The organism is Clostridium sp. TJA085 (assembly GCF_058310235.1).
In genome coordinates this window covers 1039600-1056986 of record NZ_JBZEEZ010000001.1, presented here as the reverse complement: position 1 = coordinate 1056986, position 17387 = coordinate 1039600, and the positions used below count along the sequence as shown (strand labels likewise).

The window sequence follows — 17387 nt, the reverse complement described above, 5'->3', positions numbered from 1 at the left end:
TTTGGATTTTAAAATTAAAGAAATAAAAACTAATCTTACTCCTTTTGATATATATAATTTATTTAAAGATGAAAAAAATAGTGTGTTTTTAGATAGTTCAAAAGAAGATGAAAATTTATCAAAATATTCTTTTATAGGGTTAAATCCCCTTGAAGTATTTGAACCTAAAGCTTTTAATGATCCATTTTTAGAATTAGAAAAAAGAATAAATGATAAAAAAATTAATTTTAAAAGTGATATACCACTTATTTGTGGATATATAGGATACATATCTTATGATGCAGGAAGACTTATAGAAAAGTTACCAAACACTTCAAAGGAAGATTTTAATATTCCTAATATGAGATTTATACTTTATAACAATATAATAATTTTTGACTTATTAAATAATAAATGTTTTATAACGGCTATTGAAAATAAAGAAGAATCAATAAATGAAATTGAAGAAAAAATATTAGGTGGAAGTAAAATAGAAGAAAAATCTTTTATGGAAGGTAATAATAAATTTTATTCAAATTTTACTAAAGAACAGTATATAAAAGCTGTGAAAAGAATGAAAGATTATATAGTAGATGGTGATATATATATAGCCAATATGACTCAAAGGTTTTATTGCCATTGTACAAAGGATTCTTTTGATATTTATAGTCATTTAAGAAGTATAAATAAGGCTCCGTTTTCCGCTTATTTAAATTATAATGACTTTCAAATTATAAGTTCATCTCCTGAAAGATTTATACAAATCAAAGACGGAAGAGTAATAACTAGACCTATAAAAGGAACAAGACCTAGGGGAAAAAATAAAAATGAAGATGATTTTTATAGAAAAGAGCTTGAGAATAGTGAAAAGGATAAAGCAGAACTTTTAATGATTGTTGATTTAGAAAGAAATGATTTAAGTAAGGTTTGTGATAAAAATTCTGTAATTGTAAGTGAACTATTTAAAATAGAGGAATATGCTACAGTATTTCATCTTGTTTCAACAATAGAGGGAAATTTAAAACCTGAAAATTCAGCTGTTAAGTGTATAAGAGAAGCTTATCCAGGTGGATCTATAACTGGAGCACCAAAGATAAGAGCAATGGAAATAATAGAAGAACTTGAAGGAATTAAAAGAAATTTATATACGGGAATTATAGGATATTTTGATTTAAGAGGAAATAGTGATTTTAACATAGTAATAAGAACTATATTAAAAAAAGATGATAAGGCTTATTTTGGAGTTGGTGGTGGAATCACCTATGAGTCTAATGAAGAAGATGAGTATGAAGAAACTATTCAAAAAGCTAAGGCTTTAATGAAGGTGCTTAAATGAGAAATATAATAATAGGTGATGGAGATATAAAAATAGATAACGGAATATTTTTTGGTGCTGGAGTATTTGAAACAATCTTAATAAATAATGGGGCAAAATTTTTAGAATTTCACATGAAAAGACTTAAAGAAGCACTTAATGTTTTAAATATAAAAGAAATATCTTTAAAAGAAGAAGAGGTTATATTTGATTATATAAAAAGTTTGAAATGTAATAATAAAGCTTTAAAAATAACAGTTACAGAAAAAAATATAATTATAACATTAAGAAATAATACATATACAGAAGATATGTACAAAAAAGGACTAAGTTTAAAAATATCCAGTGTACTTAGAAATTCAACATCTATAATGCCAAAAATAAAATCAGTAAATTATATAGAAAATATAATTGAAAAGAGAAAAGCGATAGAAAATGGTTTTGATGATGCATTATTTTTTAATGAAAAAGGATTTTTATGTGAAACAGCAGTAGCAAATATATTTTGCATTAAAGAAAAAAAAATTTATACTCCTAATTTAAAAAATGGTCTTTTAAATGGTACCGTTAGACAATGGATAACTAAAAATTTCAAGGTTTATGAAGAAAACATAAATTTAGAAATGTTAATAGGTATGGATGAAATATTTTTAACTAATAGTTTAGTTGGAATAATAAAAGTTAATAGAATAGATAATTTTAACTTTGATAAAAATAAATTTATAGATATAATAAGTGATAAATACAAAAGTGAAATTTTATAATAATGGGGGCGAAGGTATTTTATGAATAAAGAAAAGATAATTGAAGGGGTAAAACTTATATTAGAAGGTATAGGGGAAGACCCAAATAGAGAGGGATTATTAGAGACACCAGATAGAGTATATAGAATGTATGAGGAAATATTTTCAGGATTAAATAAAGATGGAAAAGAATATTTAGAAAAATCATTTACAGTTGAAAATGATGATTTAGTTATAGAAAAAGATATAGTATTTTATTCAATGTGTGAACATCACTTAGTTCCGTTTTTTGGGAAAGCCCATATAGCATATATACCAAATGGTAAAGTTGCAGGGCTTTCAAAACTTGCAAGAACTATTGATATACATTCAAAGAAACCACAGCTTCAAGAAAAACTAACTTCAGAAGTGGCAGATGATATAATGAAATATTTAGATGCTAAAGGTGTTATTGTAATGATTGAAGGCGAGCATACTTGTATGACAATGAGAGGTGTTAAAAAGCCAGGTACTAAAACTATAACAACTTCATATAGAGGAATGTTTAAAGAAGATAGAGCACTTAGAAGCGAAGCTCTTTCACTTATGAAATAGAGGTACTTTAATGAATAAAGTAAATGAGATATTAAGTAATGATTTATTTAAAAAATCTATAAAAGAACTAGAAAAACTAGAAGAAAAAAGAGAATTCTGTAAGCATGATATGGAACATAGTTTAGATGTAGCAAGAATTGCATATATAAAAATACTTGAAGAAAATTTAAATATTTCAAAAGAACTTATATACGCAGTAGCATTATTACATGATATAGGACGAGTTCTTCAATATAAAGAAGGTATACCTCATCATGAAGGAAGTGCAATAATAAGTAGAGAAATATTAAAAGATACATCATTTAGCGAAGAAGAAAAAAATATTATAATTGATGCTATAAAAGAACATAGAGAAGATTTAGCAAAAAGTGATTTTCAAAAAATAATACAAATGAGTGATAAGTTATCTAGAAACTGTTATAATTGCAAAGCTTATAATAATTGTTATTGGAATTATGAAAAAAAGAATCATATTATAAAATATTAAGACTTAGGAGTGATATAAATTGAGGCTTGGAAATAGAGAGTTTAATTTAGGTGAAAGAACATACATTATGGGAATATTAAATGTTACTCCGGATTCTTTTTCTGATGGAGGAAAATTTAATAGTATAGAAGCTGCACTTAAGCAAACAGAAAAATTAATAAATGATGGTGCAGATATTATAGATATTGGTGGTGAATCAACAAGACCTGATGCAAAATTTGTTGGTGTAGAAGAAGAGATAAAAAGAGTTGTTCCTGTAATAAAAGCAATAAAAGAAAAATTTGATATTCCAATATCAATAGATACATATAAAAGTGAAACAGCAGAAGCTGCAATAAAAGCTGGTGCAGATATAATAAATGATGTATGGGGATTTAAAAGAGATAAAAACATGGCAAATGTTGCAGTTAAATATGATGTTCCTTGTATTTTAATGCATAATAGAGAAAATACAAATTACAAAAATATAATGAAAGATATGATAGAAGATTTAAATGAAAGTATAGAAATTGCAAAAAGTGCTGGTGTTAAGGATGAAAAAATAATATTAGATCCAGGTATAGGCTTTGCAAAAACTTTAGAAGATAATTTAGTAGTTATGAATAATTTAGAAAAAATAAAAGATATGGGATATCCAGTTCTTTTAGCAACATCAAGAAAATCTATGATAGGATTAACTTTAAATTTGCCTAAGGATCAGAGAGTTGAGGGAACTATTGCTACAACTGTAATTGGTATTATGAAAGGATGCGAGTTTATTAGGGTTCATGATGTATTAGAAAATAAAAGAGCTTGCATAATGACTGATGCTATAGTTAAGGCAAAATAGAAAAGAGGAATTTATATGGATAAAATACACTTAAAGGATGTAGAGATATTTGCAAATCATGGAGTATTTGAAGAAGAAAAAAGATTAGGGCAAAAATTTATATTCGATATAGAACTTGAATTAGATCTTTCTGTAGCAGGAAAAACAGGAGATTTAAATTCTTCAGTTCATTATGGAGAACTTGTTTATGAAATTGAGAAAATAGTTTCAGAAAAAAGTTATGATTTAATAGAAACTGTTGGAGAAAAGGTTTGTGAACATATATTATTAAAATATAGAATGATTAAAAATGCAAAGGTTAAGGTTAAAAAACCTTGGGCACCTATTGGTAGACATTTAAGCTATGCAGCTATTGAAATTAATAGAGGATGGCACGAGGCTTATATTTCAATTGGAAGTAATATAGGTGATAAAGAAAAAAATTTAATAGAAGCAATTAATAATTTAGAAGATATAAAAGGAATTATTATAGATAAAGTTTCAAGTTTTATAAAAACTGAGCCATGGGGACTTAAAGAGCAAGATGAATTTTTAAATGGAGCTATTAAAATAAAAACTGTACTTTCTCCAAGAGAACTTATGGAAGTATTATTAAATATAGAAAAGACTATGAAAAGAGAGAGAATAGTTAAATGGGGACCAAGAATAATAGATTTAGATATTATTCTTTATGATGATTTAGTAACTGATGATGAATATGTAACAATTCCACACCCAAGAATGGAAGAGAGGGAATTTGTACTTAAGCCACTTTCAGAAATAGCACCAAACAAAGTACATCCATTATCTAAAAAAAGAATATTTAAAATGTTAGAAGATTTATAAAAATAAGATGCAAGGAGTTAATTCTTTGCATCTTATTTTTTATTTTGAATATATGAGCAAAAATCATATAAATTATAATGAATTGGAAGGTTATCCATGCTAATTATATCTTCACTGATTCTACCATCAAATGGATATAACTTAGCAAAAGTTTTATTATATATTTTAAAAATGTATTTATTTTCTCCTTCATTAGAATCATTAAAATTAATTATTAATTTAAATTTTTCTTTTGATTTAAAATCATCAGTTTCTTCTTCTAGGAAGTTACTATTATCTAAAGAATCAATAAAATTTTTAAGAACTATAGTATCCTTTTCATCTACTGAAAAATATTTATAAATATTTGTATCAAAAACTTGTAAAGTATATTTTTCTCCATTAGATAGTTTTTCTTTTATTTGATTATAATAATAATTTTTACTTTCATTTTCTTCAAAATGAAAATACCTTGGAGAAAAATTATAAGTACAACCTTGTAATAGTAGTAAACTTAAAAACAATAACATAAATTTAAAAGGTTTTAACAAAAAAATACCTCCTTATCTTTATAAATAAGTTTGAAATTATATTCTTTAATAACTTATTCTAATCTATGTAAATTTAGAACATTTTATAATTTACTGAATATAATATAATAAATTTTAATCCTTGGAGGTATTTTTATGAAAGTTGGTATAGATATAGATAATCTTGATATTTCCAGGGCAGTAATTAATGAACTAAAAAACGAAGGATATTATGTAGTAAATATGTCTTTAGATAAGTGTGAACCTATAGGTCAAGAAGTTTTTAAAAAAGCTATATTAGCAAACTCAGCAAAATTAGATTTTTTTTTATTAATTAAAACTCAAAGTAATCAAAATAATATTCATGTTTATTATAAAAATAATACTTTGTCAAAATATTTTTCAATTAAATTTATAAAATTATTAAATAAATTTGGTATTAACAATTTAAGAATTAATAAAGGTGAAGAGTTTTATTTAATAAAAAATATAAAGGCTCCTACTGTAATTATAAAGTTAAATACAGATAATAAAAAAATACAAAAAGATGAATTAATAAAAAGTATACTTTATTGCATAGAATGCATAAAAGATAAATATTTTTAATATTAACTTTAAATATGTTTTAAGTGAATGTTGATTTTAATATGAGCTATAAATTATTTAATTTTGAAAGTATTATATTAAAATCAACACTAGTTTAAAACATAAATGAAAAATGAAACAGTATAAAAAGAGAAAAAATATATCTAATATTTTGGGGGAAGTATATGAGAATAATAGCAACTTTAGGGCCAAGTATAAAGGAAGCATGGGTAATAAAAGAAATTATAGAAAGCGGAATAAATACATTTAGATTTAACTTTTCTCATGGTTCAATAAATGATTTTAATGAAAAATATAAGATTATAAAAAATATAGATGATAAGGTAGAAATAATGGTAGATTTGCCTGGAAGTAAAATAAGAATTTCAGATAGTTTACCATATATATATAAAATTTATAACGGAGAAGAATTAATATTTTGTGGAGAAGATACATATGTAAATGAAGGATACTCTATAAAAAGAGGAAAAAGAAGGATTATTCCATTAAATATAAACAATGAGTTTCTTATAAATAAGAATATTAATTGTATTTCAATGAAAGATGGAACTATGAAATTTAAAATATTAAATATAGATAATTCAGGGGTTCATGTTAAAGTTAAACGTGGTGGTATAGTAAGAGCGGGTAAGGGTTGTAATATTAAAAATTTTAATAGAGCAAATATTGGTTTAACTGATAAAGATAAAATAGCAATTAACTGGGCAATAGAAAATTCAGTAGATATAATAAGTCAATCTTTTGTTGAAAATATAACTGATGTAACGAATATTAAAAATTATATAAATGAGTTAAATATAGATAATAAAATAAAGTTATTTTCAAAGTTAGAAACACCAAAAGGTATAGATAATTGTGTTAATATTTCAAAAGTGGTTAATGGAATAATAATTGGTAGAGGTGATTTAGTTCCAGAAAGTGGCCTTATAGAAGTGCCAATATATCAAGATAAAGTATTTAAGTTATTAAAAGATTATAATGGTGAACTTATAATAGGAACACATATATTAAATAGTATGAAACAAGGAAAGTCATCTGAACTTGCAGAAGTAGATTGTTTATATAATTTAATGAAAAATGGAGCTAATGGATTTTTATTATCTGGTGAAACATCAGTAGGAAAAGCACCGATAAAGACAGTTAAATTTTTATTGGAAATTTTAGAAAGGTATAAAAGGAATTTTAATTATGAGTAAAAGTGAAAAAGATGGCAATAATATTAATACAAAACTACTTCAAGGGGCCTGGATTATACTTGGTGCAGGCATGTTATTTTTAATTTATACAGTCATAAAAAAATTAATTTAATTTTTTAAGCTTCTCTTTTAAAGAGGAGTATTTTTTTATTAAAACTAAAATTATATATAAGTAATATTAATAAATATAATTTAAATAATATAAAAATTATAAAAACTTTTTAAAAATAAATCACCATTTGCTAATGAGTTATATATAATTAAAATAATTGTTAAATTATTTGGGGGATTATATATGAAGAAAGAAATATCGTCAGCTAAGGGGTTTATTATATTATCCTTTGCAGGAATATTTGCTAAAATTTTAGCAGTATTCAATACTCCTTTATTAAGCAGAATTATTGGAGTACAAGGAATGGGAATGTATTCTAGAAGTTATGATGTATTTATGTTTGTTTATGCTATTACAAGTATGGGATGTCAGCCGGCAGTTGCAAAGGTTGTAGCAGAGTTTATGGCTATAGATAATAAAAATGCTGTAGAGACAACATTAAAAATTTCAAGGTTAGTTTACGGTTTTATAGGTTTAAGTCTTATGATTTTACTTATATCTTTAACTTATCCTATAACTGAATTTGGGAATATAGTAAATTCAAGATATTCGATAATGTTTTTAGCGCCAAGTATATTTTTTACATCTATATTATCTGCATATAGAGGTTACTTTCAAGGGAAGAATGAAATGTCATCTATTGCTATTTCACAAATGATAGAGCAAATTTTAAATGTAGTTATAAGTTTGTTATGTGCATATATTTTATCAAAATTAAGTTTGCAAATGGGAGCAGCTGGAGGAACTATTGGAACTTCTGTTGGGGCTTTGATTTCTATTTTCTATTTGGTTTATTTTTATAATAAAAATAAAGAAGATGAAAGGCTTTTTAGACAAAGTAAAGAACAAAAGGAAGTTACATCAAAAATTATATTAAGAAAATTATTTAGTTATGCATTTCCTATAACATTAAGTGCTGGTATACAGAATTTAGGTAGTTTAATTGATATGATTAATGTAGGGAGGAGACTTATATATGCTGGATTTACAAATGCTCAATCTGACGCTTTGTATGGATCACTAAGTTATTATAAAACTTTAATTGGTGTACCTCTTATAATAGTTACAGCACTTACTACGATTGTATTACCACAGGTATCAAAAGCGTTTGCATTAAGAGATAAAAAATTAATAATAAATATTATTAATTTTTCATTTAGATTAGTTCTTTTATTAATTATACCATCAGCTGTTGGATTAGCTATATTACATAAAGATATTTATGAAATATTATTTAAAGGAGACAATCATTCTTATATAATGCTTTATGGTTCATTTATATTAGTATTTATATCTATTGCTCAACTTCAAAGTGTAATACTTCAAGGAATAAGTAAATTTTATTTAATGATTTTGTCTTTTACTACAGGAATAATATTAAAGATTATAGCAAACTATATTTTTGTTGGAATTACATCAATAAATATTTTAGGAGTTTTAATAGGAAATTTTCTATGTTTCTTTATTCCGGTAATTATAAATAATAAGATAATTTATAAAAGTATAAATTATAAAGTTCCTCTAATTAAAATGTGTGTTAAACCTACAGGAGCATCAATTGTTATGGCAATTACAATAATGGTATTAAAAGAGACTATTAAGATGTTAGAAAAAGTATTTATGGTATATAATTTTGAACTTATTATTTTATATACAATAATACTAGTTTGTGTAGGATTTTTTATATATATTTTTTTTATGGTATCAATAGGAGGCATAAAAAAATCAGATTTAGTATTTATTCCAAGTAGATTTTATAAATTTATACCTAATTTTATTATAAAAAAATTAAAATAAAAATAAGCCAAATTATTTGGCTTATTTTTAATCATTTAATACATTCCAACCTATTGAAGCAACACCGTGTTCTAAACTTAAAACACCTATAATTCGCTCCATTATCATATCACTTTTTGACATACTCATAATTTCAGCTTTAACTCTGACCTTGCTTTCATTTTCAATTTCTATGCTTTCAAGTTTTTTTAGAAAAATTTTTTCTTCGTTAACCATTTGCATAAGTAATGATCTAATGTTAAATTCTTCGCTTTCAAGACATTTTATACTTATACCATACAAGTATTCACCATCATTATTAGAAGATTTTACATGATACATTTTTTTAGCAATTGGTCTTAAAATTATGTTTAATAAAACTATTACGATTGCGGATATAATAGCATATATTAAGTTACCTGTGCTTGTAAGAATACCAACTGCCGCTGTACACCAAAGTGTTGCTGCTGTATTTAAGCCTCTAATATTAAAGCCATCTCTTAAAATAACTCCTCCACCTAAAAAACCAACTCCAGTTACAACTTGTCCAGCAATACGATGATTATCAACACCAACTGCAATATAAGAATACATTACAAATAGGCAAGCGCCAACACATACTAATACATTTGTTCTTATACCTCCAGCAATAGTTTGCCTATATTGTCTTTCTAATCCTATAATAAAACCTAAAACTATAGCTACTAATATTCTTATTGTAAAGTCTAAAACCGTCATGTAACCACTCCTTGAAATATAAAATAAATTGATAAATATTAAAATAAATAATTATATAATCAATTTACCATAAAACAATAGGTGGGTTAATAAATTTTAAAAAAATATAAAAATTTATTTTAGTAATTAAAATCGATTTTTATATTTTTTTATAGAAGATACAACAGGTAATGAAATTGCAATAGCAATTCCAGCTGAAACGAATCCATTTAGTGTTAGTGCAATGAATGTAGAATTAGCTGCAAATTCACTTATTCCAAGAACTCTAATATATTCATAAAAATATAGTATATATATTGCGGAAAGAACACCTATAGTATTAGTAAAAGATCCTATAAATGTTGCTATAATTATTTTTAAAGAGCCTTTTTTTATGACTTTTAATAACTTTATAGTTAACCAAGGAGTTATTCCAATTAATATTCTTGGTAATACTGAGACTAATGGATTTAAGAATATAAAAGAAACTGGTGTAGGAGATTTTATAGCTTGAAACATGCTAGTTAATCCAAATATAAGACCTAAAAAGCCACCTATTATTGGACCTTCTAAAATAGAACCTATTATAACAGGTATATGCATTATTGTAGTATGAAATGGTGGTATAGGTATAGGGATATAACCTAGACCTGTAATACCAAACATTATTAGTAATGATGATAACATACCGGTAATTGTAATTTTTCTCGCTTTAAATTTTTTTCTTTCTTGTGATTTTTCCAAAATGTTCATCCTCCATTCTTATTCCTTATAGGATATAAGTTGAATTTTATTAAGTTAGTAAGAAATAAAAATTAAACATTATTAAGTTTAGTTACAATAAAAGTATACCAACTAAATTTAACTTTTATTTACAAGGAAAATTATATAATGTATTACTTATTATTACAATAAAATATTGTTAAAAAATAATCAAACTATTTTGTAAATTTAAGGTTAAGTTAGAAATAATCTAATATTAGATAAATGTAAAATAAATATGAACTGTATGAAAAAATATATTTGAATTAATAAAATTCATACTGTATACTGAAGGTTGTTTTAAAAATGAGCATTATTTTATATAAAGCAAATTTAATAAATAATTGATTATATAACAGGGGGATAAAAGATGAAAAAAGGATATAAGATATCAATAGGTGTGATTATTATTTTTATAATTTTAGGAATAGCATCTTATTTATTTTATAATAATTTAAGTGCAAGTAATGCATTTAAAGAGGGAACAGAATTTATTGATGAAGGAAAGTATGATAAAGCTTTAGAAAAATTTAATTTAGCATTGAATTATAAATCAAATTATAAGAAAGTTTTAGAAGAAAAAGAAATGATAGAAGAATATTTGTGTTCTAAAAAATTATTTAATGAAGAAAAAATAAAGGAAGCTAATGAAGAAATAAATAAAGTTAATAACAATTACAAGGAAATTAATAATTTTAAAGATGATGTTGATAAATTAAAAGTTGAAATAAATCATTCAATAGAAAATATGAATAATATAAATAAAATTAAAGAATTAATAAATAAACAAGATTTTAATAATGCTAAGAGTTTGATTAATAATATAGAAAAAGAAAGTTTAAGTAAAAATCAAAAAAATCAAGTTAAAGATTTAAAAGTAAAAGTTGATTCAGAATTAAATAAAATAGAGAATGAAAAAAGAAAAATAGAGGAAGAAAGAAAAAAGCAAGAGGAAGTAAAAAAAGAGAAAGAAATAAAAAATGAAGAAAACATAAATAAACAAAAAAATAATAATATCCATAATAAGGTTATAAAAAATAAAGAAAATAATGAATCAGAAAAAGCCAATAGTAAAGATAGAGCTATTAGTTTAGTTAAGAAATTAACTTCAGGATATACTAATTTAGATTATAATGGAATGATAAATATAGATAATAGAATATATCATGAAGTTGTAGCTAGTGGTGAGGGGTATGGAAGAGCTACATATCTTGTACCAGTAGAAAAAACTAATGAAGTCTATGTTGTTGTAAGAGGTGATGGAGGCAAACCAGATTTATATTTAGCAAGTTATTAGTAAAATTTGGTTTATTACAGAAAAATAGTTTATAATTTATTAAATAAGTAGTATAAGTTATAATTATGATTTTATTAATTATAATAAATTATAACAATAAAAATTAGAGTAAATACAATATGTATTTACTCTTTTTAACTATTTTCTAAAATTTCTTTAAAAACTTTATTATGCTCAGTATCTTTACTTAGTGCTTGAATAATCTTTATTATATGATGTTCTGTTAATAATTCTTTAGAATATGTACATGAACATAAAATATAAGCTTTAATTATTCTATAAGTATTTATAACAACTTTTATGCTAGCACCTAAATTCATTCCTTTATTAAAAGGTATTATATCTTTAAAAATTTGATTTACTAAGTAATTTTCAAAAATGTAGTTATAATTATCTAGGTTAATTTTATTTAAATTTATATTTTTAAAATCTTTCTCTATTTTTAATATGTCTTTTCTTAATTTTTGTAAAAAAGATTTTATCTTAACACCAATAACATTATTAAATAAATTATCACTTAAAATTAAATTATAAAAATCAGTATTTTCAGTAAAGTTACTTTCTTTTAGTGAATTAAAATTAAAATTTTCATCATTTAAATTTTCTAGAAATATTTCTATATTATAAAAATCATTATTATCTCTTAATTTTTCAAGATTAGAATAAAAGTTTTTAAGAATAGAAAGTCTTTCTTCAATATTAAAGTTTCTATTTTGCATAATATTTATAGATATAACCCTTATATCCCAAAAATATTGTAGTAGACTATCACTTCCAATAAAAGCTTCGCTATCTATCATTCTTCGTATTTCAATAGAATTTTCATCTATAATTTCAGATGTTTCTATAAATTCCATTTTATCTTTATTTAGAAATGCTTTTTTGCAAACTTCTTCACAAGAAGGAATTCCACTTTTTTCATATATATTATCGACAATATTAAATACTCTAGGATATCTTCTACAAGTTATTGATAAATTTTCTTCACCACAATTTCCGTGAATATCACATAGCATACTATCATTTAAAAAGGGACATTTATTTGTATTTTCTATAACCATAAATCCATAATTAAATGAATCATTACTTTTTTTATTTTGTATATATTTATCCTTAACTAAAAGTTTAAGTTTATCCTTGCTATTTTCATATTTGTTAAAGGTATATTCATCTATGTTTATATCCCAACCAGCACAGCAAGTATCAGTACAGTTTGGACCTATACATTTAAAGTTAGCCATATATTTTGGCATAAAGAAATTTAACTTCAAAACTAACACCATCTTTCTTAGATAAAAATATAATTTATTTAAGTATTGTAATTATGTATCAAATTATATTTTCTAATTAGTTATTAGTTTTGACTAAATTTAATATAAGATTACAGGTTCTCTTTTAAATATTTTATATTATCATCTTTATCTTTAGTTTGTTTTAAGACATACTTTAATATTTTAGCATTTATTTTTATAAAATAATATAATAATATTTAATAAAATAAGAATTATGTTTGTTGTAACTTATTTATATAGATGTATAATTTATTATAAAGGTAAAGCATTAAAATAAATTATTTGATTGACTATAAATTTTTTATAGATTATAGACATTAAAATTATAAAATATTTAATATTAATGTAAGTATTAAATGAGATAATGATGTAAAAGGAGGTAGTATGAATAAAAAAAGAAAACAAATGCAAATAAGACGTAGAATAACATCATTGACAATACTTGTTTTACTATTATTTTTCGGAACAAAGCTTGCATTTTCTATAAAAGATAGGGTAGAGAAATTACAATATCCTTATAAGTATGAATCTATAGTAAATAAGTATAGTAAAAAATATAATTTAAACCCATTATTTGTTTTATCAGTCATTAAAGTTGAAAGTAATTTTGAAGAAAAGGCAAAGTCATCTGTAGGAGCTATTGGCTTAATGCAAATAACAGAAGAGACTGGAAAGGAAATTGCAAATAAAATAGGATATAGAAATTTTATGGTAAATGATTTATATAATCCAGAAATTAATATAGAATTTGGGTGTTTTTATTTAAAAGATTTATTTAAGGAGTTTAATGATAGGGATTTAGTTATTGCAGCATACAATGGAGGAAGAGGGAACGTTAACAATTGGCTGAGAGATCAAAAATATTCAAAAGATGGAGATAATCTTCATAATATACCTTTCCCTGAAACTAGAGAGTATGTTGAAAAAGTAAATAAGGCATATAAAATGTACAAAAAGATTTATGGTAATGAAGAAAAATAATATATTGAAGCAAGTATTGAAAGTCAGTAATGACTTTCTTTTTTTATAAAAATAAAATTATCTTCAATATATTTAGAGATTTTGTATAAATTTTAAAATAGGTATTTTAGCTATTTAAAAGAAAAAGTAAATTAAAAATTTAATTTATAAATTATGATATAATACTTTATTGAATAAGGAGGTGGGGTGTATTTGAATTTAGAAATAATGCAAAAAGGGATGATAAGATTAAGCTCTTTATATACAAGAACACAAGGAGAAAAACTATTAAAAGAATCATATATAAAAGATTTAAAAGGAAAAAATATAGATAATATATATCACATATATGGTAAAGTTTTAAATGATAATAAAAGTAGCATATATAGAACTCATATAAAAATCAATAATAAAACAGATAAAATAATTGATACAAAATGTACTTGTGAAACATTTAAAGAAAATAGAAAACAGATAAAAAATTATGTTTGTAAGCATATAGTAGGAACATTTTTTGCCTTTTATAGTGTTGCAAAGAAAAACATAAAAAAGAAAGAAGAAAAATTAGTAAGTAAAAAAGATGAGAACTTAGAAAAATGTTTAAAAAGTAAAAGGTTTTTATCTTTAGATATAATAATAAAATGTATTGTTAATGATGGAATAAAATCATTTCAATGTGAATTTAAAATAGGGGTTTTAGGTACTCATTTAATAACAGACATAAAAGAATTTATAAGAAAAAGTGAAACTAAAGAGTATATAAAATTTAATGAGGCTTTTACTTATAATAAGAATAAAGATGAGTTTATAAAAGAAGATAAAGAAATAATTGAATTTATAAAGAAAAATAAAAATAGAGCAAATGGAAAATGCTTAAAATTATATCAAAATGAGATAAAGGATTTTTTAAAATTAATAAATAAAGACAAGAAAATAATATTGAATTATAATTTTATAAATTATGAAGTTAAGGTAAAAAAGATAAATGTACCAGTTTCATTAACAGTAAGACTTAAAGATAATAAACTTATTTTAAGGCATCATAATAAATTTCCTATTTTACTTAATAATTATGGTGATGTAATGTTATTTGATAGAAATATTTATTTACCAAAAGAAAAACAATTGAATTCTTATATACCTTTATATAAAAAGTTAATTAAATCTAGTGAATTATATTATGAAAAATCATTAGATAGTTTAAATAAATTGTTAGAAGAACTTAATAATATATCTAATAATGTTGTATTAGATGAAAATATAAAAGAATACAAAAAGAATTTAATTAAGCCTAATTTTTATTTTTATAAAGAAAAAGAAAAAATATATTGTAATGTAAAACTTAATTATTCAGGATATATAATTGATTTAATAAAAAATCAAAGTGATAATAGTTTCTTAAGAGATTATAAAAAAGAAATATTAATAAGTATGGAGCTTGAAAAACTTAAATTTATAAAAAAAGATAAAGATTTTATGTTTATAGGAAATGATGATGATATATTTAATCTTTTAAATATAGGTTTTAAAAGATTAAATGAAATTGGTACAGTTAAAATTTCAAAGGATTTAGAAGACTTTAATTTAATAAATTCATCATCGATTCATTCAAGCTTTGAAGAGTTTGATAACTTTTATACTCTTAAATATAATATTTCTGATTTTACTATAAAAGAAATTAAAGAAGCTATAAGCAATATGAGAAATGGAAATAAGTTTTATAAAAGAAAAAATTCTTATTTAGATTTAGAAGACCCTGGGGTTGTGCAGTTTTTAAATCTTATAGAAGATTTAGGTTTTGATAATATAAAGGAGAATGAAATTTACATAGATAAAAATAAAAGTATTTATATTAGTGAAAAATTAAAAAATAGAAATTTATCTTTTATAAAAGGTAGTAATATATTTCAGGAAATAGTTAAAAAGTTATTAAATAAAGAATATAAAAGAAAACTTGTACCAAAGAAATTAAATGGAACACTTAGAAATTATCAAAAAGATGGCTTTAAGTGGATAAATGAAGTAACTTCATTAGGTTTTGGATGTATAGTTGCAGATGATATGGGACTTGGAAAAACAATTCAAATAATAGCATTTTTATTATCTCAAAAAAAGACAAAAAGTTTAGTAGTCACCCCAACTGCATTAATTTATAATTGGAAAGAGGAGTTTGAAAAATTTGCACCTACAATTAAAGTTGGTTTAGTACATGGCAACAAAAGTACAAGAGAAAATATAATAAATAATTATAAAAATTATGATGTAATATTAACTACATATGGAACACTTAAAAATGATGAAGAAAAATATAAAGATATAACTTTTGATTACTTTATAATAGATGAAGCTCAAAATATAAAAAATCCTACTGCTAAAATAACTGAAACAGTAAAGCATATAAAGTCAAAAAGTAATATAGCATTAACTGGAACTCCAATAGAAAATAATTTAATAGAACTTTGGTCAATATTTGATTTTATTATGCCAGGATATTTATTTAGTAAAGAAAGGTTTAGGGAACGTTTTATAAATACTTCTAATACAGAAGAATTAAAATCTCTTATAACACCATTTGTACTTAGAAGAGTAAAAGAAGATGTTTTGGATGAGCTTCCTGATAAGGTTGAAAAGAAATACTTAGTTGAACTTAATAGTAAACAAAAGAATATATATAAATCATATGTAAAAGAAATAAAAAATAAAATAAAACAATCTAATAATATAAATTTATTTTCATATTTAACTAAATTAAGAGAGTTATGTTTAGACCCATCCCTTGTAATTGAAGATTATTCTTTTAAAAGTTCTAAGATTGAATTTGTTAAAGAAATAATAGATAATGCAAAAACAAATAAAAAGATACTTTTATTTTCACAATTTACATCTGTTCTTAAGAATATAGAATATGATTTTAAAGAAAGAGGAATAAAGTATACATATTTAGATGGAAAAACTTCGGCAAAGGAAAGAGTTGATAGAGTTAAATTGTTTAATGAAGATAAGGATATAAAAGTATTTTTAATTTCATTAAAAGCTGGGGGAGTAGGTTTAAATTTAACATCAGCTAATTTAGTAATACATTTTGATCCTTGGTGGAATCCAGCCATTGAAGATCAAGCGACAGATAGGGCACATAGATTTGGACAGAAAAATATTGTAGAAGTAATAAAACTTGTAGCAAAAGATACTATTGAAGAAAAAATTGTGCTTATGCAAGAAGATAAGAAGGAACTTATTCAAAGTCTTATGGATGGAAAAGTTATGGATGGACAAAAGCTTAAGAAATTAACAGAAGAGGAAATAATGAAGTTATTTGATTAATAGTATTTTATGTATTTTAGAAAATAATATAAATTATTAATAATATGAAGTAATTTACAATATGAAA

16 protein-coding genes are annotated in these 17387 nt (G+C 23.1%); 12 read left to right on the top strand and 4 right to left on the bottom strand.

Annotated elements, in window-relative coordinates; genetic code table 11:
- The first annotated feature begins 1 nt into the window (after window position 1).
- The 6 genes from pabB to folK are packed head-to-tail and all read left to right on the top strand — an operon-like array spanning window position 2 to window position 4772.
- Window positions 2–1315: an aminodeoxychorismate synthase component I gene (gene pabB / locus AC4FQW_RS05450; RefSeq protein ID WP_491147713.1), complete on the top strand. Its 1314-nt coding sequence runs from the start codon at window positions 2–4 to the stop codon at window positions 1313–1315.
- Window positions 1312–2058, top strand: a complete 747-nt coding sequence (locus AC4FQW_RS05445; RefSeq protein ID WP_491147711.1) for an aminotransferase class IV — start codon at window positions 1312–1314, stop codon at window positions 2056–2058. The genes pabB and AC4FQW_RS05445 overlap by 4 nt, the downstream gene beginning before the upstream one ends.
- A 21-nt stretch (window positions 2059–2079) precedes the next feature.
- Window positions 2080–2631 carry a GTP cyclohydrolase I FolE gene (folE, locus tag AC4FQW_RS05440; RefSeq protein WP_303129346.1) on the top strand — a complete coding sequence of 184 codons (552 nt, stop codon included), beginning with the start codon at window positions 2080–2082 and terminating at the stop codon, window positions 2629–2631.
- Between the two features lie 10 nt (window positions 2632–2641).
- Entirely contained in the window at window positions 2642–3118 is a 477-nt protein-coding gene (locus AC4FQW_RS05435; protein ID WP_491147709.1) for an HD domain-containing protein, read from the top strand.
- A gap of 19 nt (window positions 3119–3137) precedes the next feature.
- Window positions 3138–3947: a dihydropteroate synthase gene (gene folP, locus AC4FQW_RS05430; RefSeq protein WP_303129349.1), complete on the top strand. Its 810-nt coding sequence runs from the start codon at window positions 3138–3140 to the stop codon at window positions 3945–3947.
- 15 nt (window positions 3948–3962) lie between these two features.
- Window positions 3963–4772 (top strand): 2-amino-4-hydroxy-6-hydroxymethyldihydropteridine diphosphokinase, encoded by an 810-nt coding sequence (gene folK / locus AC4FQW_RS05425; protein WP_491147707.1) that lies wholly within the window; start codon window positions 3963–3965, stop codon window positions 4770–4772.
- A gap of 32 nt (window positions 4773–4804) precedes the next feature.
- On the opposite strand, the gene AC4FQW_RS05420 is transcribed toward folK, so the two are convergent.
- Window positions 4805–5302 carry a DUF4883 family protein gene (locus AC4FQW_RS05420; RefSeq protein ID WP_491147705.1) on the bottom strand — a complete coding sequence of 166 codons (498 nt, stop codon included), beginning with the start codon at window positions 5300–5302 and terminating at the stop codon, window positions 4805–4807.
- A 135-nt stretch (window positions 5303–5437) separates the two neighbouring features.
- On the opposite strand from AC4FQW_RS05420, the gene AC4FQW_RS05415 reads away from it, so the two are divergent.
- From AC4FQW_RS05415 to AC4FQW_RS05405, 3 genes are all read left to right on the top strand, one after another.
- Window positions 5438–5887 (top strand): N-acetylmuramoyl-L-alanine amidase CwlD, encoded by a 450-nt coding sequence (locus AC4FQW_RS05415; protein ID WP_491147703.1) that lies wholly within the window; start codon window positions 5438–5440, stop codon window positions 5885–5887.
- Between the two features lie 164 nt (window positions 5888–6051).
- Entirely contained in the window at window positions 6052–7083 is a 1032-nt protein-coding gene (locus tag AC4FQW_RS05410) for a pyruvate kinase (protein ID WP_491147701.1), read from the top strand.
- Between the two features lie 295 nt (window positions 7084–7378).
- Window positions 7379–8992, top strand: a complete 1614-nt coding sequence (locus tag AC4FQW_RS05405) for a putative polysaccharide biosynthesis protein (RefSeq protein ID WP_491147699.1) — start codon at window positions 7379–7381, stop codon at window positions 8990–8992.
- Window positions 8993–9019: 27 nt separating this feature from the next.
- Here AC4FQW_RS05405 and AC4FQW_RS05400 read toward each other — a convergent pair whose 3' ends face one another.
- Together AC4FQW_RS05400 and AC4FQW_RS05395 are read right to left on the bottom strand one after the other, a co-directional pair.
- A complete protein-coding gene (locus tag AC4FQW_RS05400) occupies window positions 9020–9709 on the bottom strand; it encodes an MgtC/SapB family protein (RefSeq protein ID WP_303129358.1) in 690 nt (229 codons plus the stop codon).
- A gap of 126 nt (window positions 9710–9835) precedes the next feature.
- Window positions 9836–10441 carry an ECF transporter S component gene (locus tag AC4FQW_RS05395; RefSeq protein ID WP_491147697.1) on the bottom strand — a complete coding sequence of 202 codons (606 nt, stop codon included), beginning with the start codon at window positions 10439–10441 and terminating at the stop codon, window positions 9836–9838.
- A gap of 379 nt (window positions 10442–10820) precedes the next feature.
- On the opposite strand from AC4FQW_RS05395, the gene AC4FQW_RS05390 reads away from it, so the two are divergent.
- On the top strand, window positions 10821–11747 hold the full coding sequence (locus tag AC4FQW_RS05390) for a hypothetical protein (protein WP_491147696.1): 927 nt from the start codon (window positions 10821–10823) through the stop codon (window positions 11745–11747).
- A gap of 134 nt (window positions 11748–11881) precedes the next feature.
- Here AC4FQW_RS05390 and fliB read toward each other — a convergent pair whose 3' ends face one another.
- Complete coding sequence (gene fliB / locus AC4FQW_RS05385) at window positions 11882–13018, bottom strand: flagellin lysine-N-methylase (protein ID WP_491147694.1); 1137 nt, start codon at window positions 13016–13018, stop codon at window positions 11882–11884.
- Between the two features lie 405 nt (window positions 13019–13423).
- On the opposite strand from fliB, the gene AC4FQW_RS05380 reads away from it, so the two are divergent.
- Together AC4FQW_RS05380 and AC4FQW_RS05375 are read left to right on the top strand one after the other, a co-directional pair.
- Window positions 13424–14020 carry a lytic transglycosylase domain-containing protein gene (locus AC4FQW_RS05380; protein ID WP_303129370.1) on the top strand — a complete coding sequence of 199 codons (597 nt, stop codon included), beginning with the start codon at window positions 13424–13426 and terminating at the stop codon, window positions 14018–14020.
- A gap of 192 nt (window positions 14021–14212) precedes the next feature.
- A complete protein-coding gene (locus AC4FQW_RS05375; protein ID WP_491147691.1) occupies window positions 14213–17320 on the top strand; it encodes a DEAD/DEAH box helicase in 3108 nt (1035 codons plus the stop codon).
- The last annotated feature ends 67 nt before the right edge of the window (window positions 17321–17387 follow it).

What these genes read in the sequence shown, in the direction of transcription:
- AC4FQW_RS05390 (WP_491147696.1), top strand. Translation starts at nt 10,821, where the DNA reads ATGAAAAAAGGATATAAGATATCAATAGGTGTGATTATTATTTTTATA.
- folE (WP_303129346.1), top strand. Translation starts at nt 2,080, where the DNA reads ATGAATAAAGAAAAGATAATTGAAGGGGTAAAACTTATATTAGAAGGT.
- folK (WP_491147707.1), top strand. Translation starts at nt 3,963, where the DNA reads ATGGATAAAATACACTTAAAGGATGTAGAGATATTTGCAAATCATGGA.
- AC4FQW_RS05380 (WP_303129370.1), top strand. Translation starts at nt 13,424, where the DNA reads ATGAATAAAAAAAGAAAACAAATGCAAATAAGACGTAGAATAACATCA.
- AC4FQW_RS05410 (WP_491147701.1), top strand. Translation starts at nt 6,052, where the DNA reads ATGAGAATAATAGCAACTTTAGGGCCAAGTATAAAGGAAGCATGGGTA.
- AC4FQW_RS05405 (WP_491147699.1), top strand. Translation starts at nt 7,379, where the DNA reads ATGAAGAAAGAAATATCGTCAGCTAAGGGGTTTATTATATTATCCTTT.
- AC4FQW_RS05445 (WP_491147711.1), top strand. Translation starts at nt 1,312, where the DNA reads ATGAGAAATATAATAATAGGTGATGGAGATATAAAAATAGATAACGGA.
- AC4FQW_RS05415 (WP_491147703.1), top strand. Translation starts at nt 5,438, where the DNA reads ATGAAAGTTGGTATAGATATAGATAATCTTGATATTTCCAGGGCAGTA.
- AC4FQW_RS05395 (WP_491147697.1), bottom strand. Translation starts at nt 10,441, where the DNA reads ATGAACATTTTGGAAAAATCACAAGAAAGAAAAAAATTTAAAGCGAGA.
- AC4FQW_RS05400 (WP_303129358.1), bottom strand. Translation starts at nt 9,709, where the DNA reads ATGACGGTTTTAGACTTTACAATAAGAATATTAGTAGCTATAGTTTTA.
- AC4FQW_RS05435 (WP_491147709.1), top strand. Translation starts at nt 2,642, where the DNA reads ATGAATAAAGTAAATGAGATATTAAGTAATGATTTATTTAAAAAATCT.